Annotated in this window: 20 protein-coding genes and 1 pseudogene; 12 read left to right on the top strand and 9 right to left on the bottom strand. The window is 35.9% G+C overall.

The features are described from left to right. The first annotated feature begins 7 nt into the window (after nucleotides 1-7). The 6 genes from pqqC (at nucleotide 8) to MKL62_RS12030 (ending at nucleotide 5,268) form a co-directional block, all read left to right on the top strand. On the top strand, nucleotides 8-766 hold the full coding sequence (pqqC, locus tag MKL62_RS12005) for a pyrroloquinoline-quinone synthase PqqC (RefSeq protein WP_000195110.1): 759 nt from the start codon (nucleotides 8-10) through the stop codon (nucleotides 764-766). After that, nucleotides 763-1,047, top strand: a complete 285-nt coding sequence (gene pqqD, locus MKL62_RS12010; protein WP_001031364.1) for a pyrroloquinoline quinone biosynthesis peptide chaperone PqqD — start codon at nucleotides 763-765, stop codon at nucleotides 1,045-1,047. The genes pqqC and pqqD overlap by 4 nt, the downstream gene beginning before the upstream one ends. Beyond that, nucleotides 1,044-2,198, top strand: coding sequence for a pyrroloquinoline quinone biosynthesis protein PqqE (gene pqqE, locus MKL62_RS12015; RefSeq protein WP_002047332.1), 1,155 nt, complete (start codon nucleotides 1,044-1,046; stop codon nucleotides 2,196-2,198). Before pqqD ends, pqqE begins: the two co-directional genes overlap by 4 nt. 16 nt (nucleotides 2,199-2,214) lie before the next feature. After that, nucleotides 2,215-3,267, top strand: a complete 1,053-nt coding sequence (locus MKL62_RS12020; RefSeq protein ID WP_005128675.1) for a dipeptidase — start codon at nucleotides 2,215-2,217, stop codon at nucleotides 3,265-3,267. Between the two features lie 1,008 nt (nucleotides 3,268-4,275). Beyond that, complete coding sequence (locus tag MKL62_RS12025) at nucleotides 4,276-4,512, top strand: hypothetical protein (protein WP_000044010.1); 237 nt, start codon at nucleotides 4,276-4,278, stop codon at nucleotides 4,510-4,512. A gap of 168 nt (nucleotides 4,513-4,680) precedes the next feature. Then, on the top strand, nucleotides 4,681-5,268 hold the full coding sequence (locus MKL62_RS12030) for a uracil-DNA glycosylase family protein (RefSeq protein WP_005128672.1): 588 nt from the start codon (nucleotides 4,681-4,683) through the stop codon (nucleotides 5,266-5,268). Between the two features lie 8 nt (nucleotides 5,269-5,276). Here MKL62_RS12030 and MKL62_RS12035 read toward each other — a convergent pair whose 3' ends face one another. Next, complete coding sequence (locus MKL62_RS12035; RefSeq protein WP_005128671.1) at nucleotides 5,277-6,836, bottom strand: phospholipase D family protein; 1,560 nt, start codon at nucleotides 6,834-6,836, stop codon at nucleotides 5,277-5,279. A gap of 431 nt (nucleotides 6,837-7,267) precedes the next feature. Between MKL62_RS12035 and MKL62_RS12040 the strand changes: the two genes are divergently transcribed. Together MKL62_RS12040 and MKL62_RS12045 are read left to right on the top strand one after the other, a co-directional pair. Continuing rightward, complete coding sequence (locus MKL62_RS12040) at nucleotides 7,268-7,735, top strand: hypothetical protein (protein ID WP_005128670.1); 468 nt, start codon at nucleotides 7,268-7,270, stop codon at nucleotides 7,733-7,735. Between the two features lie 812 nt (nucleotides 7,736-8,547). After that, complete coding sequence (locus MKL62_RS12045) at nucleotides 8,548-8,913, top strand: hypothetical protein (protein ID WP_001127349.1); 366 nt, start codon at nucleotides 8,548-8,550, stop codon at nucleotides 8,911-8,913. Nucleotides 8,914-8,990: 77 nt separating this feature from the next. On the opposite strand, the gene MKL62_RS12050 is transcribed toward MKL62_RS12045, so the two are convergent. Further along, a complete protein-coding gene (locus tag MKL62_RS12050; protein WP_005128669.1) occupies nucleotides 8,991-10,154 on the bottom strand; it encodes a catalase family protein in 1,164 nt (387 codons plus the stop codon). 182 nt (nucleotides 10,155-10,336) lie between these two features. On the opposite strand from MKL62_RS12050, the gene MKL62_RS12055 reads away from it, so the two are divergent. Beyond that, on the top strand, nucleotides 10,337-12,208 hold the full coding sequence (locus MKL62_RS12055; protein WP_005128668.1) for a non-contractile tail sheath protein: 1,872 nt from the start codon (nucleotides 10,337-10,339) through the stop codon (nucleotides 12,206-12,208). Between the two features lie 229 nt (nucleotides 12,209-12,437). Next, a complete protein-coding gene (locus MKL62_RS12060) occupies nucleotides 12,438-13,547 on the top strand; it encodes an S-(hydroxymethyl)glutathione dehydrogenase/class III alcohol dehydrogenase (RefSeq protein WP_000842124.1) in 1,110 nt (369 codons plus the stop codon). Between the two features lie 57 nt (nucleotides 13,548-13,604). Here MKL62_RS12060 and MKL62_RS12065 read toward each other — a convergent pair. From MKL62_RS12065 to MKL62_RS12095, 7 genes and pseudogenes are all read right to left on the bottom strand, one after another. Further along, nucleotides 13,605-14,578 (bottom strand): annotated as a pseudogene (locus tag MKL62_RS12065) (DUF4882 family protein). Between the two features lie 112 nt (nucleotides 14,579-14,690). After that, entirely contained in the window at nucleotides 14,691-15,722 is a 1,032-nt protein-coding gene (locus MKL62_RS12070) for a fimbrial protein (RefSeq protein ID WP_000821745.1), read from the bottom strand. After that, nucleotides 15,719-18,277 (bottom strand): fimbria/pilus outer membrane usher protein, encoded by a 2,559-nt coding sequence (locus MKL62_RS12075; protein ID WP_005128664.1) that lies wholly within the window; start codon nucleotides 18,275-18,277, stop codon nucleotides 15,719-15,721. Before MKL62_RS12075 ends, MKL62_RS12070 begins: the two co-directional genes overlap by 4 nt. Nucleotides 18,278-18,334: 57 nt before the next feature. After that, entirely contained in the window at nucleotides 18,335-19,069 is a 735-nt protein-coding gene (locus MKL62_RS12080; protein WP_000774086.1) for a fimbrial biogenesis chaperone, read from the bottom strand. 88 nt (nucleotides 19,070-19,157) lie between these two features. Continuing rightward, complete coding sequence (locus MKL62_RS12085) at nucleotides 19,158-19,691, bottom strand: fimbrial protein (RefSeq protein WP_000731819.1); 534 nt, start codon at nucleotides 19,689-19,691, stop codon at nucleotides 19,158-19,160. 489 nt (nucleotides 19,692-20,180) lie between these two features. After that, complete coding sequence (locus MKL62_RS12090) at nucleotides 20,181-20,471, bottom strand: hypothetical protein (RefSeq protein WP_000794349.1); 291 nt, start codon at nucleotides 20,469-20,471, stop codon at nucleotides 20,181-20,183. A gap of 1,082 nt (nucleotides 20,472-21,553) precedes the next feature. Beyond that, nucleotides 21,554-21,757, bottom strand: coding sequence for a hypothetical protein (locus MKL62_RS12095; protein WP_000301760.1), 204 nt, complete (start codon nucleotides 21,755-21,757; stop codon nucleotides 21,554-21,556). Between the two features lie 129 nt (nucleotides 21,758-21,886). On the opposite strand from MKL62_RS12095, the gene MKL62_RS12100 reads away from it, so the two are divergent. Both MKL62_RS12100 and MKL62_RS12105 read left to right on the top strand, forming a co-directional pair. Next, nucleotides 21,887-23,104, top strand: coding sequence for a phage/plasmid replication protein, II/X family (locus MKL62_RS12100; protein ID WP_000884016.1), 1,218 nt, complete (start codon nucleotides 21,887-21,889; stop codon nucleotides 23,102-23,104). Between the two features lie 10 nt (nucleotides 23,105-23,114). Then, the gene (locus tag MKL62_RS12105; protein WP_004739049.1) at nucleotides 23,115-23,438 is read left to right on the top strand and encodes a hypothetical protein; all 324 of its coding nucleotides are present in this window, start codon (nucleotides 23,115-23,117) and stop codon (nucleotides 23,436-23,438) included. Nucleotides 23,439-23,570: the final 132 nt, after the last annotated feature.

The following is a 23,570-nucleotide window of genomic DNA, read 5'->3' on the forward strand; positions in this document are numbered from 1 at the left end:
GTGAAACATGACTCAAACACCTGAAGCTTTAACGACCGAACAATTTAAACAGGCCATTATTGATAAAGGTCAGTATTATCATATCTATCACCCATTTCATGTGATGATGTATGAAGGAAAAGCCACTCAACAACAAATTCAGGCTTGGGTTGCAAACCGCTACTACTATCAAATCAATATTCCGCTCAAAGATGCTGCGATCATGGCAAATTGTCCTGATCAACGTGTGCGACAGGAATGGATTCAGCGCATGATTGACCAAGATGGTGAATATCCTGATGGCGGTGGACGAGAAGCATGGTTACGGTTAGCCGAAGCTGTAGGCTTGAGTCGTGAGCAAGTGATTTCCGAAGAATTGGTTTTGCCGGGTGTACGATTTGCTGTAGATGCCTATGTAAATTTTGCACGCCGTGCGTCATGGCGTGAGGCAGCAAGCAGTTCTTTAACTGAGCTATTTGCACCTCAAATTCATCAGTCTCGTCTTGAGTCATGGCCACAACATTACCCTTGGATTGACGACAAGGGCTATGAATATTTCCGCTCTCGTTTAAGTCAAGCACGCCGTGATGTTGAACATGGTTTAACAATCACGCTTGATTCATTTACTACTCATGAACAACAACAAAGAATGCTGGAAATATTACAGTTTAAACTGGATATTCTATGGAGCATTTTAGATGCTTTAACACTGGCATATGTACACAATGAAGCACCGTATCATAGCGTGACTCAAGAACGGGTATGGCACAAAGGACTATTTAAATGAATAAAGAACAATTTGATGTAAATCTTGTGCCTACTTGGCGCCAAGGTTATCGCTTTCAATTTGAGCCTGCTCAAAATGGCTTTGTTATTTTATATCCTGAAGGCATGATCAAATTAAATGAAAGTGCAGGGGCTATTGGACAGTATATTGATGGGACAAATAATGTTTCTGCAATTATTGCCCAGCTCAAGCAACAATTTGGTGATGTAGCCGAAATTGACAACGATGTTATTGATTACATGTTAGTTGCCCAGCAACAACACTGGATTGATTTAGTATGACAGAAGGTGTTGGCCTACCTCTATGGTTATTAGCGGAGTTAACTTATCGTTGCCCGCTACAATGTCCATATTGCTCAAACCCTTTAGACTACGCGCAGCATAAAAATGAACTGACTACGCAAGAGTGGTTTGATGTTTTTGATCAAGCGCGTCAAATGGGAGCTGTACAACTCGGTTTTTCCGGTGGTGAACCTTTGGTGCGTCAAGATCTGGAACAACTTGTGGCGCATGCACACCAACTTGGCTTCTACACCAACCTGATTACCTCAGGCATGGGACTTACCGAACAGCGTATTTCGCATTTAAAGCAAGCTGGCCTAGACCATATTCAAATCAGCTTTCAAGCGAGTGATCCGGTCGTTAATGATGCTTTGGCAGGATCGAAACATGCTTTTGAACAAAAGTATGAAATGTGCCGACTTGTTAAGAAATATGATTATCCGATGGTCCTCAATTTTGTAATTCATCGGCATAACATTGACCAGATCGATAAAATTATTGAGCTTTGCCTAGAACTTAATGCAGATACAGTCGAGCTAGCAATTTGTCAGTTTTATGGATGGGCATTTTTAAACCGTCAGGGTTTATTACCGACACAAGAACAACTCATACGTGCTGAACGTATTACCAATGAATATCGGGAAAAGTTAAAAGCGCAAAATCATCCTTGCAAACTTATTTTTGTAGTGCCTGATTATTACGAAGAAAGACCAAAAGCCTGTATGAATGGCTGGGGTAAAATTTTCTTTACAGTTGCTCCAGATGGTATGGCTCTGCCTTGTCACGCAGCAAGACAATTACCGATTTCTTTCCCAAATGTTCGTGAACAAAGCCTATCAAAAATCTGGTATGAGTCTACTGGTTTTAACCACTTCCGTGGTGATGCATGGATGCCAGAAGGATGTCGTAGTTGCCCAGATAAAGACCGCGACTTTGGTGGCTGTCGTTGTCAAGCTTATATGTTAACAGGCGACGCAAGTAACGCAGACCCTGTTTGTGGTAAATCGCCGTATCATCAACTCATTGAGCAGGCACGTGCCGAGAGCGAAATTGATTCCTCTCTGGGAAAATTAGTATTCCGTAATAGCCGAAATTCAAAGCAATTCACGGTTCAACAAAACATTCCGGTTCAAAATATTGTAGATGATTAGCTATGAGAAAACCGATATGAACCATGGCACATTTCCTGTTTTTGATGGCCATAATGATGTACTAACCCGATTGTGGTTAAGTGATCATAACAATCCTGCTCAAGCTTTTATTCAAGAAGGTTTAGCCGGACATCTCGATTTAAAACGTTGCCAACAAGCCGGTTTTTTTGGCGGTATGTTTGCTATTTTCTTGCCGCCTTTTCATTATGTTAAGCAGCATCATCCCAACAAACTATTTGACCAAGATGCATCCGACTTCACGCAACAGCAAATTGAACACATTTGTTTAGCACAGCTCGATTTAGCAAAACAACTTGCCGAGTACTCTAACGACATTCAAATTTGCACAACTGTTCAAGACATCCAGCACTGCCTAACACAGCAAAAGTTAGCCATTGTATTGCATATGGAAGGTGCTGAAGCATTACAACATAATCCAGATTTACTCGATGTATTTTATGATGCTGGGCTTCGTAGCATCGGTCCACTTTGGAATAGACCAAGTCGTTTTGGTCATGGTTTAAATGCCAAGTTTCCGCATTCACCTGATACCGGAGCAGGGCTTACAAACGAAGGTAAAGCTTTTATAAAGCGCTCTGCTGATAAAAAAATGGTGATTGATGTTTCCCATATGAATGAACGAGCTTTTTGGGATACAGCTAACATTCTTCAGCAGCCAATTGTCGCAACTCACTCAAATGTGCATGCTTTATGTCCACAAGCCAGAAACTTAACAGATAATCAACTTAAAGCAATTAAGGATTCTAAAGGCATAGTCGGGTTAAATTTTGATGTCGCATTTTTGCGTAAAGACGGGCAGCGTGATGCAAACACATCCATTGAGGTACTTTTAGAACATCTTGAATATTTAATAGATCAAATGGGAGAAAATCATGTCGGTTTTGGTTCTGACTTTGATGGAGCACTGATTAGTCATGAAATTGAAGATGTAAGGGGACTACACCTACTGATTGAAGCAATGCAAAAGCGACATTATTCGAATGAGATTATAGAAAAAATTTGTTTTTCTAACTGGCTAACCGTGCTCAATCGCATCCTAAGTAAATAATTTATTGCTAAATATATTAAAAATAGCGAATTATTTTACATTTTTTATTGGCCGAAATGACTAAAAAAAGTACAACTAGTTTAATTGTCAACCAATTGCTAAGTTAATTAGAATCAACATTACTAAATGTAAGAACATTTGGTATTTCAGGTCTTTAGTGGTTTTCACTTACGCTCATTTCTTTTTGAGAAGTAGAAATGGGCGTTTTCTTTTGCTTAATTAAAAAATGAGAACTTCATCACAAGAATAGCCAATTAATTGCAAATCATCGCCTTCCTATCTTGACTAAAAGTTCAGCATTAAATACATTGGAATTGTATTTAAATATAAATAAGATTGCTTAAAGCAATTAATAATACTGCTTAATCCTGAAATACAGTAGAAAGCCTATTCTGTTTTGAGAATAGGCTTTTTGCTTTGTATCAAAATTTATTTTCTCAAAATTATACTTTTTAATTAACATAAAAATTAAATACCTTACAAAAGCGGCTCAAATGAAAGCCCTTAAATAACAAAGAATATGCTATTAATTTAAGTTGATTTCTCAGAAGTTTCTCCGTCAATTGAAGAGGTGCAAAATGTTAAAGTCAATTTTAGTATTAGGAACAGGTATTGCGATTGGCATGTGTATGTACAAGAAAAAGCAAAAGAACAGTAAGAGCTTCTCTACTGATAGTGATACCGACTCATTGATTAGTAAGGATAATAATAAGAGTAAAGATGACAATTCACTCGATAATGCTGTCCAGGTTTAAAGTTAAATGCAAGGGTTCATACGTGAACCCTTTAAATATTATTTTTTATAAAATTAATTTTACTTAAAATAAAGATAGCTTTAATAAGTTAATTTAATAATAAAACTTATATTTAAAGATATTCCACTATTCATTTAATTATTAAATAAATATGTTTAAAACAAAAAAAACACTTCAAATGTTAAATTTTACACATTGTAGCAAAACACCCTTTACTATTTTTTATGTTAAGAATAAAAAAATGGAGATTAGAATGTCAAAGCGCCATATTTTAAAAGAAGTTAATGCGAAAAGTATGTGTGGGATGGAAATTGTGGTAGAACAAATTTTTGAAAATACATTGGAGAAAAATTTAGCTTCGGCTGAAATCGAACAAAACTGGTTACCGCTTTCCAAGATTGTGATTTCAGATAAAGTTATCAATTTAGATCAAGATAACACCTTTGCTCATCCCAGAACAGGGAAAGTCTTTAAAGTTTTAAATTCTTAAATATTTTTTGGTTTTTAGCATGAATATAAAATTAGAAATGATTGAGACGAAACAACAAAACGTTTCGCCTCAATACATTTAATTAAGATAATTTGCACTTCTTGACTCGTGATTAACCTTAAAATACGTTAAGTTATTTATAAATTTTGAAGTAAATACTGTTTTTTTATGATAATTGAGATAGAGACCCATCCACTGCAACCGTTTTTGCCAGAAAATGCCCGTTTATTAATGTTAGGAAGTTTTCCACCACCACGTAATAAATGGAAGATGGACTTTTACTATCCGAACTTTCAAAACGATATGTGGAGAATTTTTGGTTTAATCTTTTTTCAAGATAAAACTTATTTTTTAAGTGAGAACCAAAAAAACTTTAACGAAGAAGCTATCCGCAGCTTTCTGATTGAGACAGGCATTGCTATTTTTGATACGGCGTATCAAATAAAACGCCTAAAGGGCAATGCTTCAGATAAGTTTCTTGAAATTGTCACTCCGACAGACTTAGCGGTTTTATTGAAACAGATTCCTCAATGTCACACTATTATGACTACGGGCGATAAAGCCACAGATACCTTAATCTCAGTTTTACCTGAGAACACAGAAAAACCTTTAATTGGGACATATACATCAACTTATTTTGCAGACCGCGATATTAATTTATATCGATTACCGTCATCTTCTAGAGCATATCCATTAGCTCTCGAGAAAAAAGCAGAAGCCTATCAGAAATTCTTTAAGGAAATCGGTTTCTTGTAATAAGAAAATTACATCATCCACTCAATTGGCAAATAAGAGACAGCTTTAATCATTGTTCTCTGAAAACGGCTGGTTCCCGGGTCTTTATCATATTCAATGATTTGTCCGTTTGCTTGGTAATCTAGCCAAGTAATTTGGCCTTGGCTATTTAGCTTAAGTTGATAAGCTACTTGAGGTAAATGTTGATCTAACATAACAGAAATCTGAGTTTGTAATTGACTGGACTCAATCACCAAACCTACTTCGGTGTTTAAATAGGTAGAGCGGGGATCAAAGTTAAATGATCCGATAAAGACTTTGCCATCTACATCAAAAAACTTGGCATGCAAGCTCGACTTATTTTTTCCTTTTGCTGGTATAACGCTGCCTGTTACGATTTCGTACCACGTTCTACGTCGTCGTTCCAGAACAGGTTTAAACTCATACAGTTCAATACCACTTTTAAGCATTTCTACACGGTATTGGCTATAAAAGGCATGTACGATCGCAACATCGTTTGCAGCAAAAGAATTTGTTAAAGCGCGGACTTTTATGCCTTCAACTCGTAGTTGCTTTAAGTAATAAGTGCCTTGTTGGGTAGGTACAAAATAAGCTGAAGCTAATTCTAAGTGTTGCTTAGGTTTACCCATAATAGACAAGACTTGGCCATAAAGCATTTCATGTTCAGTTGCAGTGCCCAGTATTTTTTTAGGAGAATCAGCAACAAAATGGGCCTTAGACCATTGAATAGGGTTATGCTCTAAAAGCTCTTTTAAGTAACTCTGCGCATCGTAAAGCTTATCTTCAGTGAGGCTATGGTCTTCGTGGTGGAGTTGTTCATAGTGCTCTCTTAAAGCTTTTAAATGATACTCAGCACAAGTTCCGATAATATCAGTTGCATTTACGCTTAAAGTACTTTCCCAAAAATCAGTAAATACAGCTTGGGCATGTCGCACTGCATACCCGTAAAATAAGATATCCATATCTGTAAATTGAAACTTACTACTTGCTTCAAAATATTCACTACTAATATTTCTACCGCCTGTTACTGCAATCGATGCATCTGCAATAATGAGCTTATTGTGCATCCGATGATTTACTTTTTTAAATCGGAAGAGATAATCGAAGATACGTAAGTAACGAAATTTATAAGGATTAAATAATCTAATTTTAAAGTTGGTATGCTGTAAAAGGCTTCTTAATATACCATCAAGCTTTATACCATTTTGATCATCAATTAATAAGCGAACTTTGATGCCACGATCCGCTGCCTTGAGCAGCTCATGTAAAATAAGGTTCCCCACAAAATCATTGGTCCAAATGTAGTATTGTAGATCAATCGTTTCCTTGGCATTTCTAATTAAATAAATTCGTGATGCAATACTCATAAATGCGTCATCAAGAGCTACAAAGGCAGTGAGACCTTGTTGAGTTTTTTCCTCTGCTGCCTCATCATTCAACCAATTATTTGTCTTTATCACTATATCTTTCTCATTAGGATCATATTTATCTGTATAAGAAGGTAAATCAGTAAAGCCCCAAGCACTTAAAGCCATAGTACTATACTGCTCATATAGCTGATTGATCATGTAAGCATTTAATTTGCATCCAAGTTAGAGCTATAAGAGCATTCTTATATTCAATTTATATGTCAAAATTCACAATAACTGTATGATTTTGTTATAATCTAAGAAGGTTAAAATTTAAAACATAATAAAAACAGAAGTTTATAAATTATTTTTTAAATTTTCTATAGTTATATATGAGTAATTAACGTAATTATGTGAGCTGTATTTTATTGCAAACAATTATTTCGATCATTTACGTTTTTATAAGTAAAACAGTGACGTAGTTCTCTTTGTCGTTATAAGATGCGTTTTATTAGATACTCAGATTTCATAACTTTACATTACTTACAATTAAGTTACCAACAATTACATTACAACACATGATTTCTATCATACTTCCTTAAAAAGCTGAGTAAGCAACCAGCCAGAAAGAGGAAGGAAGGAGATAGGAAATGCCACAATATTTAATGATTGCTGAAAAGGTGTATAAAAAAATTAAAGAAGATGATCTTTTCTCTGATACTCCGACCGAGCATTTAAATAACTTAATAGGTGTGATTCGAAAGGAAATCAAAGGTACAAAGTTTAAGCTTAAATATAATTTTATTGACTTTGACGAATGTTTAACAAAGCCACTAGATGAATGTGCCGTCAAAATTGATATTAGCCTCATGCCTAGTCATAAAAATAAAGATGAATATATTTTATGGTTAGCTGGATTTATAGAACGAATGACGACAGGCGGGGAAACCCATCTTCCACCTATCTCAAAATTTATTCCGCCCGATTTTAAGTTTAATTGCGAATTTGATAACGCTAAGACACCAACAAAATCTACACATCCAGATGATGAAGGTGAACTGATCATTAACTATTTTAAATCTGAAGCTTTTATGAAAATTATAAACGAAGAAAAATAATGTGATAAGAAATATAGAAAGGTTTCTGCCGTACTTCTATTCATAGCTGTTAAAATTCAGCAACCGCCTTTTGGGGCGGTTTTTTGTGGCTTAATCTCTTTTTTATCTCGTTCTCTTCACATAAGTTTTCATTGTAAACAGAAGTCACTTGTTCCCTATAAAAACAGATACATAGATTAGTGCTAACTTTTACTTATCTTCATTGAGTAAGGAGATAAGATATTTTGAAATATTTTCTTTTTGCTTCAATTTAAGCTTTTCACATACCTTTCAAAAAAGATATGGTGAAAAATTTCCCTTTTAGACAATTGAGTCTAGATGTATTCTGAATCTCTAAAAAACTTCCATAATTGTTGGTTTTTTTAAGGAGGTGTCTATGCTCCATAATATTAGACAATTTTTCTGCATACACATCTGGGAATATGATTTTGATATTTCACATGATGAAGTCAGAGAATGCAGAAAGTGTGGGAAAATTCATAAAATGAAGAGTTCCCATAAAATGACTTAAGTTTAAAGTGAAATACTTCAGTCATACTAAGCCAATTAAAGATAAGCTCAATAATTAAAAGTGTTGAGCTTATTTATTTTAAAGAAGAGCATAGTTTAATTCAGTAATCATATAAAACCTATTAATTTACTCAGAATATAATTCAAAGTAGTTCGCACTTTAAAATAATAAAAAGTTGCAACTTACATAAAACTCTATTAATTTTAAAAAATAAATAACACTTCAATAAAAACTGAAAACTTAAATTTATAACTTTAATTTTATACTCATATTTTATAAAAAAATTGATAAGGAGATAGAAATGCCAAAATACTTACTATTAGCAGAAAAAATTTCTAAAAATATTAAACAAGATTCTTCAAGCAATTATCTAAAAAGCTTAAATAATTTAATTATAGAAATAAAAAAAGCCATTACAGGAACAGAATTAAAATTTTTATATAATTTTTTAGATTTCAGTGGTTCGCTGCTTAATCCTCAAGATGAAGTATTGCTCAAATTTGATAGCAGTCTGATTCCTAGCTATAAAAATGAAGAAGAATTTATTTTATGGTTAGCAGACTTCATTGATCGGATCACCATAGATACGAGTAAAGGAGATTATCCAATAAAAAAGAATTTAGCCAACCTAAGCTCTATTGCTGAGAAATTGATGTATAGACATTAGAAAATCTATGGCCATCCTCATCAAATACTGAACTATAAAGAACTGCTTTGGTTATTGGCAGTTCTTTTATACTTAAATTAGTTTTTGGGTTCTTGTCGGGGAGCTGAGTTGATATCGTGTCTAACTCTGCTTATATTTTCATAAATAATTTTACGCATTCTATTTATTGCGCCAAGCGGTTTATGCTCAGGTAAAGCATGCCACGGTGTAAAAGAGAGATTTTCACAAAATTGATTCTGTTCAGGTGTATCAAAGCTTTGCTTTGGAATATGAATGGTCGCAACTTGATAAAAAGGTGCTTCATTTTCTTTCCACTCGGTCATTGCATCTTCAACCAGCATTTTAGTCGAAGTTCTTGGCTGTATAAGAAATTCCATACACACGTCTTGCTTTTGCAATGTATCTTTTAAAGCATCTCGTAAAAAATTATGGCTAGGGTGATCAGGTAGAGTTGCAGACACTGTAGAGCAATTTCTTACGGAGTATTTAACCGCTTGACGGTCAACACCTAATCCTAATTGATAGGGCACCATAGACCAATACTGTGCATATAGTGGATTTGCAATTTTAGAATTACGCGCACCTAAAGCATTCATAGTACCTTTAAAACCTAAAGCAAATGGAATGTGAAGTTTTCTGACCATATTATGGCTATTTACATCATTCATAAAAGACAGGTATCTTTGCCCGTCATTTACAAAAAAGACGGGGTGATTAATCATAATAAAGTCTTGAGTTGTAGCCTCTTTTTCATTTTCTAAAATTTTCTGACCTGATACACCTAAGATTTTTATTGCCATTCCACGTGCGTCTTTTTCAATATCTGCTCTAGAAGCATCATTAGAAGCATTCGAAAAACGAATCCATGCTTCATAGTTTTTATCTGGAATAAAAATACCTTTTGCAAGTTGAGCTGGTATATTTTTAAGTACATGAAATTCAGCACGAACACATCCATGCGCTTTAGGGTGTGCATCACGTAAAGCATTTCCCGCCGTATACTGTTCACGAATCGACTTCTCAATAACTTGAGTTATTTGATGAGCTATTACTTCCTCATTTGGTTGTAACTTTTCTCCTAATGCTGTATCGATCTCTGGATAGTCGATATTCTCTGAAGAAGAGTTTACTGATGGGATTGTTTGGGAATATAGCGTTTCACTACAACCTATTGATACAAACAGAAGAGGAGCAAATATAAACAAAGCCTTAAAATTGATAGGCTGTATAAATTTTGACATTTATAGTCTCCTCGGTAGAAAAAATATTTTAGAATAATATTAAGTTTTTTGTTTAAGTTTATTTTGAGCTTTTTAAAATTATTCACTGTAAATAATTTAAACGTCATTGTTACTTATCTGAACAGTAAAATAAGAATACTTATTTAATATAAAACTTCTTAATACATTAAGAGAATGACGTCATGATAACTAATCGACAAAATGTGCAAAATAATACTAATACATCACCTCATCCAATTACCCAAAATACACTTATTGATCGGTTTAGTCCTATTTACTGGAGAATAGACGGCCCACAAACCATGTCTTTTGCCATTACAAATTATGGAAATGGATTTGAAGCATCTTTTAGATCACGTATGACAAATGACTTGGTAGGGATTAGCTGGGATTCTTATGATACGAAAGATCATAAATTTTTAGCATATGAAACCAAATATAGTTATGCAGGGGTAGTTTGGGATTTTGATATTGAATTATCGGCTTCTATGCCCGTACTTAATAATCCAAGTTTAACCCCAACTTTAACGGTGTACTATCATGACAATGGCGTAGATAAAATTGCATATATCGTCTTATTTAATTATGCAAATAATCCTTCGTCGCGAACGGCGCATATTCATATTAACTGGGATACAGTTAAAGCCGGTTTTTCTGCTACAGATAGCTTTCCGGTAACCAATATTCAACGTATCTCATTTTCAGGCTTTACTAGCCACTATAACGGTCAGTCAGCTACGCCTTTAAGCCAGCCGGAAGATGGTTATATTCGTATTACCAATTCAGTCGTGACTGGAACAAATGCAAAGTTAAATCTGAGTCGTGTTGTTGTACCCCAGCACAATTATGGGATCTGTACCAGCTATGATGACCATTATGACTTGAACCCGCAGCGCCTAGTCAACAATATGGTCGCTTTGGGATATCAGGGATTGGTAAACCACTATTGTGGAATGTCGCATTATCCTGAAATGACATGGAAAAGCGATATTAATAAATGGCAAATACCAGATACGTTGGTAACAGGTGAGGCAGTCGTCAACGCATGTACCCGAAAATGGCATGAGAAATATGCCCAAGCTCTACATAATGCAAACATGCAACCCATTTTTGGGGTAAGTTTTGAGATGTATTCACTTGGAGCAAATGAGTTTTGGGCACAGCGTGACTGGAATAGCAATTTAGGTAAAACAGGTTACCAACCACCGAGTTATTTCTTTAGCTTAAGTGATCAAAATGCTTTGGCTTATTTGCACAAAGTTTTTATTGAGTTCGCAGATACAATGGTTGCTGGCGGCTGTAATGTTAACATGCAAATTGGTGAACCTTGGTGGTGGTATAACACGGACACGAATCTACCTTGTGTGTATGACTATCCAACAAAATTAGCCTTTAATGCCGATACAGGACTATATGCGCCAGACCTAGGCACAATCTATGAGGCTATGAATAAAACAGGTACGCCGTATGATGAGTTTAAAACTTGGTTAAGAAATAAGTTAGGACAGACCTGTCAAAATATTCGAGCAGCCATTAAAGCTAAATATGCAAATGCTCAAGTGTGTCCTTTAATATTTTTCCCATCCATTCGTTCTCCAATACAAACCCTAGCAACCTATATCAACTATCCAAGCCAGCACTACTCATATCCAAATTTTGATTACATCATGACTGAAGCTTATGACTGGCTTTTAGAAGCTAAATTAGATTTAGCTCATCAAGCTGTTTCTCAGATACCAACTCAAGATTTAGGTTATCCGGCAAATAAAGTTGCTTATTTATCTGGATTTGTACCAGATGCATCTATTGCTTATATCTATGGATTCGACAAAAACAAACCTTATCGAACTCCAATTTGGCAGAGGATTTTTGGCGATATGAAAAATAACGTATCTCTTGGCCTAAGGAAGCAGTTTATCTGGGCCTATCCGCAAGTCATGTTCGATTCAATTACAATTGATACGACCCAAGCCCCAAATGGCTTCTTTGTTGAAAATACACTTTACTCACCAATTAGTGATAACACACCGTATCCACCAGATATTTACCTTTAAGTAAACATAAGCTGTTTATAAGAGAAGTAATCTGATAGAAAACCTCTTCACTTAGGAGGTTTTCTTCTTTTTTTAGTACAGGCTTGCTTAGACGTTTCTGACTGGCTATGCTGTGATGGATTGTCATGAAAGCCAATTTTAATTTAAGCAAAATTAAGCTCTTGTATTACGGTTACATAATCTATTTTGCTCGACTATAAGTACCGAATGATATAAAGGAAACCCAAAGATGAAATCTCGTGCAGCTGTCGCCTTTGCCCCAGGAAAACCTTTAGAAATTGTTGAAGTTGATGTTGCACCACCCAAGGCTGGTGAGGTTTTAATAAAAATTACCCATACAGGGGTATGCCATACCGATGCTTTTACATTATCTGGCGATGACCCAGAAGGTGTTTTCCCAGCGATTTTAGGTCATGAAGGTGCAGGTGTTGTAGTTGAAGTAGGCGAGGGCGTAACAAGTGTTCAACCTGGCGACCACGTGATTCCACTTTATACAGCTGAATGTAAAGAATGCTTATTCTGTAAATCCGGAAAAACTAACTTGTGTGTTGCGGTACGTGCGACGCAAGGTAAAGGTGTAATGCCGGATGGAACTACACGTTTTTCATATAACGGCGAACCGATTTACCATTACATGGGTTGTTCAACCTTTAGTGAATATACAGTAGTTGCGGAAGTCTCTTTAGCTAAAATCAATCCTGAAGCGAATCACGAACAAGTTTGTTTACTTGGATGTGGTGTAACGACCGGTATTGGCGCCGTGCATAACACAGCTAAAGTACAAGAAGGTGATTCGGTTGCCGTATTTGGTTTAGGCGGTATTGGTTTAGCTGTTGTACAAGGTGCACGTCAAGCGAAAGCAGGACGCATTATTGTCGTAGATACAAACCCAGATAAATTTGAACTTGCTAAACAGTTTGGCGCTACAGATTTCTTAAATCCAAAAGATTATGACCAACCTATTCAGCAAGTGATTGTAGAAATGACAGGTTGGGGCGTAGATCATTCATTTGAATGTATTGGTAACGTCAATGTTATGCGCTCGGCTCTAGAGTGTGCACATCGTGGTTGGGGACAATCCGTTATTATTGGTGTTGCTGGTGCTGGTCAAGAAATTTCGACACGCCCATTCCAGTTAGTTACAGGCCGTAAATGGTTAGGTACTGCGTTTGGTGGAGTAAAAGGCCGCTCACAACTTCCTAAAATGGTCGAAGATGCTATGAAAGGTGAGATTCAACTTGAACCTTTTGTGACTCATACTATGCCTCTACAAGACATTAATACCGCTTTTGATTTAATGCACGAAGGTAAATCAATTCGTACTGTTATCCATTTCTAAACGAAATAAAAAAAGGGCTGTGATTCAGCCCTTTTTTACCACTTATAATTTTATATCTTAGATGGCATTACCACACATGTCTGTTGTGCCCTGAGGGTAGTTAAACTGTAGCGCATTACGGTCAGTAATGAGTTCGTTCGACAACTCTTGTCCAAATAATTGTTCGGCATCTATTGATATATCACTTGAAACAAAAAAGCGTATATTCTCAAGTGGCGCAGGCAAAGTAGATTGATACCCCTGATCAACACCATTTATAATAAAGCCAACTTGCTTAGTGTTCTGATTAATATAAATACCTAATCTTTGGTATCCATTTGCATTATTTGTCATGTTTTGACCTTTAGAATATCGACTGTCAGGGCCAGTCTCATCACTAAGTCGGTAAGCTACAGAATAGCTTAATCTAGCAGGATTCTCACCAAAATCTGGATCATAAGTACCCATATTAAACCTAAAATTGGATCTGACGGTATAGCCATTATTTGTTACACCATTAAAAGCAATGCCAGAGGAGTAATAAGTAGAATTTCCAAGTGATGAGCTCCCAAGAGCTGAGGTTGGGATCTTAAGCTCTATTTCAAATGCAATAATACCTGTGTGAGGTATTATTAAATCACCAATATCATTAGTAGAATTAAGACTAGCTTTACTTCTAGCTACATACTCTACATACCATACTCATTTTCTGGCATAGGCTCTACTTTAAGACTAAATTTTTGCCCACTTATTAATGGGAATATTTTCATAGACCAATAGTCAGTATGTTCATTGTTCCAAAGATCATAATCTTCTTGAGTCGCATCAAAATTATATTTACAGTCTGGGGCAGAAGAATTAAGAGAATTTGTTTGGGCCAAAAGCATTTGAGGCGCTAATTTTTCATTCCTTGTAGTTGATGAAATGCTTTTAGATGCTACTTTTTGGTTAGATTCGCTACGCGGTGCTGTATTGGTATTATCAGAAGATACCTCATACATTGCCCAACATAATGTCACTGCACTAACTGCAACTATACTTATTCTTTTCATAAATATTCCTATTAAGTTAAGTATGAAATTCTTAGAAAGTAGTGTTAAAGTAAAATTTATTATTAATATTTAAATATTTGAAATTATTAGGTTTAAAAACTATTGAATATGATTAATCATATTCAATAGTTACAGTAGCCATTGCACGGACCTTACCAGCAGTCACATTTGTTGCTGTTTGATAGTAGCGGGCAGTCATCGGTACGTTATATTGAATTGTCTGGTTAGAAGACAATGTACCTAATGCTAATTTGTCACCTTTTTTGATGACCTGATTCTTATTTTGATAGTTCCAGAGTAACTGCACACCTACGCCATTTGCTTTTTCAGATGTCGGAGCAGTATTCGCTAAAACCTGATTATTTGTTCCGTCTTGAGTAAAGTCGTAAGTTAAACTAATAAGGTTTTTCTCTTCGTAACCCGTTGGGTTGATACCCCCATTACATAAGATGTTCATATCGAAGGTTTGTTCGCCTTGAGTTGAGCCAACGCCTTTAAAACCAGCCTTTGTAACTGTAGGCAATTGTACAACTTTATTAATATTACCTTGAATTTCACATGAAGAAGAGGCGATAGTAATTGCATTACCATAAACTGTACTGGTTAAAAAAGGTCGGTTCGCATAACCGCTTACATAGTATCGACTATATAAACCAGGCACTAATGTACCCGAACCAGTCTGTGCAGCAGTTTTCACAATTTCGACAACAAAGTATCCCGAAGCAAGAAAATATTTCATACCTGGTGTTAAACTACGGGTATACGGATAATAGCCAGAAAAGTTAGTTGCATTTTCCGCTTCACGGTACAAACGAATACCAATTCCAGGAATATTCGTCGAATAGATATTATTCCCTAGTGGGCTTAATGCATAGCCTTGGGTAAGTGCAGCAGTAATAGTATCGCTATAAGACGTACATCTTGCTGTTGAACCATTTGCGTTAATTGGAAAAGTTGCTTTTCTTAAAATTTTTCCAACTGGGTCACTTGGTCGGACCACAACGCGACCTACAGCCATGGAAATATCAACCGTGCTAAATGAGGCTCCATAATTATCATTGCCTAAAGTACAGTAAGCATTAGCTTCACCATACACACCAAGACCAGCCGTAAATAAAAAACCTGTTAATAATATTCTTTTCATTTGCAGACAGCCTCAGTCATAACTATGCTTTGTTGCTTATTTTGCAACTGATTACTAATGTTGTACTCAACTGAACAACGCTCATTGCTCTCGTCGCCCCATTTTACATAGAGACTATCTTGAGCAAGTGGGGTACGTAAGTAAATCATACTACCTTGCGCAACAATACCTACAGCTTCATCTTTTTGATTAAAGACTTGAGCTCCAAATGGTAAACTGTTGCCATCAGCAGTTTTACTATTAATGTAAACTGCATAACCTGTCTTAGTCGCAAAATCTACTTTAGCAATTGCACCAGCAAATGGGGCAATACGTTGACTTGTTTCTTCAAGTTCAACTTCGCTCGACATTTCTTGTGGGTCAAGAGTAATGTCATTAAGGCGGTATGGCGTAACATAAGGAACTACTGCATAACCCGCTTTATTTACACTTAGACCAACCGTGTTATTCACTTTTGCTCCAGCAGCATCAGGTGCATGCACAAGTACCATGGTTTGGCCTTGCTCAGGTCCAAATAAAATACCATCTGAGTGAGCAACAACACTACCGCTTAAACTTACCATTGCTTGTTGGTAAGAATCAGCAATACTATAAGAGCCGCCAACAGTTGCATAGTTAGTACGGTAACGACCATTTGCGTTAAATGTTGGGTTCGCATAGTCTTGATGTGACACAGAAGCGCCATAACTAAAGCGATCACCCACCATTCCACTTGCACCAACAGTACGGCTGTCTTCAGAAGCAGTAACGTTGACGTTGACTGAATTCTTCTTAAAGTTAATTGGGAATGAAAGCGTCATTAAATATTCAGTATCATGCGACGCATCATTTGAGCCGTACTCAACCTTACGGTTAATTGCAGATAAACCATAAGTTAAACCATGGTAGTTATTACTATAACCAATCTGATACTGTTTAGTACTCTCGCTACGATTCCAGTAATCTACCCATGAACCTACCACATAGAAGTTACCCCAACCCTCAGGTAACCCTTGGTTTAAAGTAATCTGGAACTCACTACGTTGACGACCAGCAGCATAAGTGTTTACACCTTTTTCTTCCAAGTCACGTATAAGCAGGGCATCGCGCAATTTATAGAAGTTTTCGGTTGAATAACGGTAAGCTGCAAGTGTTAAGTTTGTGTTGGTCGGCGTAATTAACTTACTATAACTTAAACGGAAACTTTGACCTGATTGTGAAGCCTGTTTTTCAAACTCAGCTTCAGAGTGAGTCACGTCGAATGCAATTGCTCCAATTGGTGTAGCAACGGCAGCACCAAGCAATATTGCAGCGTAATTCTCAGATGCCTGAATTCCGGTATAGCCGGTTAAATAGTTATTAATACCTTGTTGGTATTTACCCTGAATAATCCAAGGGTCCAGATCAATGTCTTGATCACGGAACTGACCTACAGTTAATGAGTAACGGTTCATGCCTGGGCGTAACATCTGTACAACAGAGGCATAAGGCACAGAAAATTTCTGTATTTCACCATTCGCTTCGATAACAGAAATTTCAATTTCACCACCAAAGCCGGTAGGGTAAAGGTCATTAATTTCGAAATTACCTGGTGCAACCGTTGTTTGGTAAATCAATTGCCCCTGTTGACGTACTTCAACTTTTGCATTGGTTTTTGCATTACCACGGATACGTGGAGCATAACCAAGCATACTATTCGGTAGCATTCGATCATCACTTGAAAAATCGATACCACGATAACCATATGAGTCAAATACTTCGCCGTTTGTAAAACTATCCCCGAGTGTTAAAACACCACGATATTTAGGGAAAGCTCTTTGTAAATAGGTGCTTGTTTCTTGATAGTCTGATTTAGATTGATTTTCCGCAGGCGTATCTTGCCATTGCCACTGACCATTATGACGTAATTGCCAACCTGCTAAATTTAGACCAGCCGTAACCCCCATAAAAGCATTAGTCGTTTCGCTTCGGTCACCAGACTGATTAAAAGTTTTATACGCACTACCACTATAAGACAAAAAGCCGGCATTAATCCCGCGATCCCATACGCTTGGGTCGACATAGCCTTGAGCATTTTTTTGTAATGCGACTTGAGGAATTGAAATATCTACACGTAAACGAGACGTATCGAATTCATAAAATGCGTTTTCTACCCATTCTTCAATTTTATAACAACTATTATTTTCTTTTTGAAGGGGAGCGTGCTTGGTTAAAATTTCTTGTTTTACGCCGTATTCAAGAAGATTCATTCCAGTAAAACAAGTTACGGCATTTTGATTTGGATCTAATGCCTTGAAAATCATGCGGCGTTTACCAAACCATTGACCATTTACATAAACGTCAACGTTATATTCACCTGGTAAAACAGGGTTGCCGTACTTAAATCGAGAAATATCGACTTTCTGAGCGTCACCAATTAAAAAAGCAGAATCAAATTCAGCTTCTACAGGCGCACTCGCAGCTGCTTCTTCAGCATGCACGAACACAGGCATTGTCATTGTAACAACGCCAGAAGCCAAGTAATAACAAATATGGCGTTTTAATAATTTATAAGATTCTTGCCTTTTTTTTGGCATAGCTAAGTCCGCCTACTCACATAATAGGTGCTTAAATTTATTAAAAAGATAATCTGATTACTGAAGTTTTATTTGGTGTTCGACTCGACCACCATAGTCGTTGACATTAATAAAACTCATATCCTGAAGGTTGCTATTCTTAAGCTGAATAGAAGCTTCAGAAAAAGGCTTAACCATTAGCCCTTGAGGCAATAAATCAACTTTTTTATCTCCAACCTTTTGATAAACAGAAGTCATCGTAATGTGGAAAGGAGTTGGATTTTTTACCGTTAAATTCTGACCAGATTTAACCCATTGAAGCTTATCTGCTGCTAAATTCGCATCTTCTTTAATTGAAGCCGGACGATAGAAGAATTTAATCCGGGAACGAATTGCAAGTTGTAAGAAGTTATCAGGTGTCGTATCTGCATTTTTTGAGGTAGGTCTTGGTGGAATATCCAAAACGTTTAACCACAAAACAGTTTCTTGCTTCTGATTAAATTGAGAAGCATTTGGAAGGGCAGTGATACGAAGCGTCTGACTTTTTGTCGCTTCAACACGAGAAATTGGAGGAGCAATCATAAAAGGAACTTTTGATTGATCCGGGGTACTTTTTGGATCACCTTCATCAATCCAAGCTTGGACAAGTGCTGGCTTTGAACCGTTATTGCTAACTTGTAGCGTAACTTCTCTAGCATCCGACGGATAAATTACACGGGTGCCATGAATTACAATTTCTGCTTGAGCGGCAGGAGCAGCAACAGATGAAGCAAACGCCAAACCTAACAAAAAATTATAACTGTTCAATTTCATTTTTCGAGTTCTCAACCAAGAAAGATTCAGGAAAGTGCTACACAAAACAGGGTTTCCATGTGGACATAGAAACCCCGCTATCAATTAATTATTGATAGATAATTGTGTATTGAACAGAAGTAGTTACTTTACCAGCAGTAGAAGCACCAGTTGCATAGTATTCAGCATAGTAGTTAAGGTCAGCACTTGCACCTTCAGCTACGTCAACCCATTGAGAGTTAGCTTGAGCACCGTTTGCACCAGCAGCAAGTACTGGGATGAAGTTATTGTTGCTACCTAAAAGTTGAACGTTAACGTTTTTAGCACCAGTAGCGTCTTGGTTAAGTAAACGACCAGTATTGAAGTCAACAGTTGCACCTGGTTCAAAGTAAGTAGCTACTTTACCTTGTGAACAGTTAGCTAAGTTGATTTGGAAAGGGGTACGGCCAGCAACATCCCCAGCAACAGCTAAAGTTTGTTTAGAAACAGTAGGAAGAGTCACTGTGAAATCTTTACCAGCAGGAGTAACGATGTCACAAGTTTTGTCTGTAACTAAACCATTAATTGTAATTGTACCATCAGCAGCTTGAGCATTCGCAATCCCTACAACCGAAAGAGCAGCGATCAAAGCAAGTTTTTTCATAGTGTTTTCTCAAAAGTCTGGATAAAAGTTTAATTCCTTACTTTTCCAGTGTTTGACATCTTGAAAAGTAATGTAACAATGCTAACACTTTTTAAACAAAATGCAAAATATGTCACATTATTTTTTCATAATTTTAATTGTGTCACACTTTTAGGGTGCAGTTAATAGCTAGTTAACACAGCTTATGTAGCTGTTTTATAAATAGTTTTTATTGTTTAGAAGAAAGGAATCGTAGAGATAAGAAAATTACATAAGGCTACTATGTAACTGGAAAAGAATTAAACAATTTACGTGAAGAAGAAGTTTAAATTCTTACAATACAATTATATAGAATAAATTATGCAGATGTATATAGAAAAAATATACAAATAGACATTTTTGCAGAAAAAGAGTGACCCAATACCCAATTCATAAAAAATTATGTTGAATTGTATGAATCACTCTTTTGCCAGCTTCTATAGTAATAAGATCAAATGTGATGAAATGAGCTTAATGATAATTGATAAGTATAATCTTTCGATTAGAACCTAGACTTTCAATGCTAGTGTCCATCTTCTCTGTATGTTGAGCTAATTTATAGAGACTATCTTTATTTAAATATTCACTATCAAGTTTAATATTCAAATTATTGACTGCGTTACATTCTATCTCATTACTTTTTGTTGAGCATGTGTCTTCAACAATATTTCCTTTGATCATTATTGTGTTATTTGCATAACAAAATAGTGGGGAAGTAGAAAATACCGCCAAAACCAAAATTTTAAATATATTATTTTTCATTTTATAAGTACCTATTTATTAAATAGTTAATATAAGTGATACAATATTTTTTATTTAAAAACAATATATAAATCAATTTCAATTAAAAAACATAATATAATATGTGACCTATATCTCATTAATTATTTAATTTGTATAAATAGGTTTTATTTCTACATCTATTTTATTAAAACGATAATTAAATCACACTTTACAAATATTAATGTATCTTGGTTATTGTAAAATTAAATTATTGATAATAAATACTTTAATTAAAATTATAAAAATTTAACTTAGAATACCAGATTAAAAAATAATTTAATTAACCATAATATTTGTTGAAATAATATATATTAATGAAAATTAAGAGATGGTTTAGCTCAGATTTTTTATTTATACAAATTAAAATATGAAAAATAAAATTACTTTTGAATAGGTTATAAATAATTCTTGTATTTATTTAATTTTACTTAAGAACATAAGGTAATTATACAATAATAAGGCGAACTAAATTAGAAGATTTAATCTTTAAAGTATTCAAGAGGAATACAGAAATTTGAGTATCAGAATGATTATTTTAAAATTTCCGTAATGATAAAGTTGTTAGAATTTAATTGAGTAGTAAGGAGCATGGTTCATCTGAAATTTAATTTAAATTTTAATTCTTTAGCCAAGGATGATCATCTAAATTTAAGTGCAGCAAAGATTCTAAGAAAAGCTATACGGTGATCAATAAAATTATGTTAGCTATGTAAAGCTAAATAGAGAATGATGAGTGTCATATTTTTGCTCAGATAGTGATGTTCAGCCAAATAACTGAAACCTACATAAAGAGAGCTTTAGATCTGAAAGATAGAAATAACTAGGGATTAGTTTAAACTATATAATTGTTCGTATAATGTGATGCACAGATTATGTTACTAAGCCCCAGTGAGAACATTGTTAGTCTCACGGGGCTTTTTAACATCAATCTGCATTATGCGAATTTGAAGCCGAGGCGGGGAGTCCACGTCTTCTAATGGTGGACTCTAGTCTCAAATTTGAGAATTTATTATTTCTATATGCTGTCTAATGGTGGACTCTATTCCGATATTTCGGAATTTTTAGAGGTCTTTAGAGTTCCTAACAACAACTTTCCCGTTTGCTGATATTTCAACGTTATCGATAGCTTGATCAAGGATTATATGCACTAGCTCACTATCCTTAATCGGCTGTAGATTTTTATTGATCAGAATTTTATTGAGTTCTACGCACTTCTTTCTAAGAGATTCTTGCTCTTTGTCATTTAAACGTACTGTTACTGCCATTTTGATCACATTTTACGGTTATTAACTTGCATACAATATTACTTGTATATGTGTTATATGTGCTTGCTATTCATGTGTAATTGTATTAAATTCTGCTAAATGTTATTTGTATACATGCGTAATTAGACCATGCTAGATCATATTTGCATAAATGCGCCATTTGAATCCAGCTTCTACTCAGTAGATGCGGAAGGGCGTTATTTTTTTGTAGATATTGATCTTCACACCATAGAAATTCCACTTGCGTCTCGTTCTGTTCATAAGAATGATGACGGTTCGATTTCTGCTGCTGCTTTATTCCATCCTTATGAGTCTGTACCGACTCATTACACAGGTATGGCGATGAAAGTGTTTTTCGATGCTAGTTATGAACCTTATGTACAGATTAAGGCTTCGCCTGCAAAGTTGTTGCAGGGCCATAACGTTTTTGGATCGGATGACATAGAGCAGGGTGCTGATGAGATGATTGGCTTCTTACACATGGCTTACCCAGTGCTTACCCGTATGCTTGATTGGGAACGTGCTTGGGTTTCACATATTGACGTTACGTATTCTGCCAAGTTGTCTGATCAGACAACGGCTAAAAAGATTCTGGACTTTCTGGCTAATGTCAGTAGCGGTCAAACTAGACTTTCCAATAAGCGGTTTGATAGCTCTGTGTATTGGGGTGGCCAGACGTCCAGACTTGTAAACCATAAATGCTATTTAAAGCATGATGAATTTCTTTCCCAGTTTGAAGAACTTAAGCAACTGGCAAAAAAGAATGACAAGGCAGCTCAACGAGTTGTTGATGTTATGTCCGATTCACGTTTAATCAACTGGACGGTCGGACTATTACGTTTTGAATCACGTTTAAAAAAACGTTGGCTTGAACGTAACGGAGTACCTACGAACCTTTATGAACTCATAGCATTTCAGAAGGCAAATCCTGATTTACTTCAAACACTTTGGACAAAGGCAACGCACAGCATTTTTGATGCCATGAGAGGTCAAACTGTGAAATTGATTAATGATGAAAGTGTTTTGGAAGCCATATCTAACTCGCCAGTTGTCGTTACCAATAGCGGTAAGGTTTCTCAAACACGTATCCGAAATATTTACTCTACGTACTGTTTAGTTCGTGAGCATGGCTTAGAGAAATTAGCTGAAATGCTTCCTAAGCCTACGTTTTATAGACATTTATCTGAACTTTGCGAATGTGGCTTTTCAAAGGCATTTTTGCAGAACTTGCATGACAACAAGGCTAAAAATGTCATTCCATTTATGAAGCTCGTAGAAATCGACTTTTCCCAACAATTGCCTGAGTGGTATGAGCCACCAGTATCGCAATTTAAATCAGTAGCTTAAAGGTGAGCAAATGAATAATTCACAACATCCAATTATGACAGTTACAGGCATCCGTAAGGCTGCTGGAGACTTTACAGACGACAAAGGCAAAACAATCGAGTTTTCAAACACGGTTGTAACTGTGCTGCAAGAATATTCTGAGCGTGAGAAAGAACAAGGCGCCATCGGTTTTAAATCGACTGATTACAAGATTAAAGGCGCTCAGTTCTTCAATGATTATTTGCATCAGAAGTTACCAGCCGAAGCTAAGTTGATCTTTGATTGGGATTTCACAGGCAAACAACCAAAGGCCGTGTTAGTAGCTTTGGATTTTGATGGCGTGGAAGCAGCTTAATAAAGCTATATGAATCAAAGTGTTAACTATATAACACTTCGCATAATACGGCATTATGTTACTTGCCATGTTCATTGACTAAATACCCCGCGTTAGCGGGGTTTTTTGTCAATGATGCGACCATATTTACGC

The organism is Acinetobacter sp. AOR01_HL (genome assembly GCF_027855455.1).
GTDB classification, from domain to species: Bacteria; Pseudomonadota; Gammaproteobacteria; order Pseudomonadales; family Moraxellaceae; genus Acinetobacter; species Acinetobacter baumannii.